1 protein-coding gene and 1 pseudogene are annotated in these 1,258 nt (G+C 72.7%); both read left to right on the top strand.

Annotation, left to right across the window (positions count from 1 at the left end):
- A partial coding sequence (locus ACZ1IK_RS11175; RefSeq protein ID WP_465098515.1) for an IS21-like element ISMlu14 family transposase occupies positions 1–996 on the top strand: 996 nt, incomplete at its 5' end.
- Positions 993–1,258 (top strand): annotated as a pseudogene (locus ACZ1IK_RS11180) (ATP-binding protein); the annotation flags it as partial. The gene ACZ1IK_RS11175 and the pseudogene ACZ1IK_RS11180, both read left to right, overlap by 4 nt.

Here is a 1,258-nt window from a genome sequence, read left to right on the forward strand (position 1 = left end):
CTGATCGGGGGCGCGCCGACCTATGTGCTGACGGATAACGAGAAGACAGTGACGGTCTCTCATGTGGCCGGGGTGCCGGTGCGTAACCAGGCCACCGTGGCGTTCGCTCGGCATTACGGCGTGGAGGTGCTGACCTGCCAGCCAGCGGATCCGGCCGCCAAGGGCGGGGTGGAGAACGCGGTGAAGCTGGCCAAGGCCGACCTGGTCCCGAAGGACACCAACCTGCGGGACCAGTACGCCTCGTTCGCTGAGCTCGAGGCCGCCTGCGCGGGGTTCATGGCCATGGTGAACTCCCGGGAGCACCGGGTGACCCGGCGCCGCCCGGACCACATGCTCGCCGAGGAGACCAGCGCGTTGCATCGGATCCCCGCCACGGCGCACACCGTGGCCTACGGGGTGGGACGGAAGGTGCCGGAGAACACGCCGATGGTCTCCTTCGAAAACGCCCAGTACTCGGTGCCCGCGCACCTGCTCGGGGCCGAGGTGTTCGTGCGCCATCACGGCACCGGACCGGACTCGATGGTGGTGATCATGCACGCCGGTGCGCAGGGGCCGGTGGAGGTCGCCCGGCACCGGGTGGCCCGGCCCGGGTCCCCGGCCATCGACGACGCGCACTTCCCCGGCCACGAGACGGACAAGGTGCCCGGGGACTACACCCCGGTGCCCCGTTCGGCGGCGGAGGCCGAGTTCCTGGCCATCGGGGCCGGAGCGAGGACCTGGCTGGTGGAGGCCGCCGCGGCCGGCACCAGCCGGATCGGTCAGAAGATGGCCGAGGCCGTCACCCTGGCCAAGCTCGCCGGCACCGACCAGGTCGACCGCGCCCTCGGGGTGGCCGCGGTGCACCAGCGCTTCGCCCACGGCGACCTGGCCTCCCTGCTCACCGCCGCCGGCCACCGCACCGGGATGCACACCGCCACCGAGGAACGGTCCCTGACCCAGGGCACCGCCGGCTGGGCCGGCCTCGGTACCTCCAACACCGAGGGGGCAGCCCGGTGAGCATCCACACCCCGAACACCGCCGCACCGGCGCTGCCGGCCGATTTGGAGGCGCTGTTGCGGCAGCTGAAGATGCCCCACGCCCGCGGTATCGCCGCCGAGGTACTGGCCACCGCCCGGGCCCAACGCTGGGAGCCGGCCGAGGTCCTCAAGGCCCTGCTGGTCGAGGAGACCACCGGTCGGGCCCGATCCATGCTCGCCGCCCGGCGCAAGGCCGCCGGGTTCCCCACCGGCAAGACCTTCACGACCTGGGATCCGGGCGC

The organism is Micrococcus sp. CS26 (genome assembly GCF_055522295.1).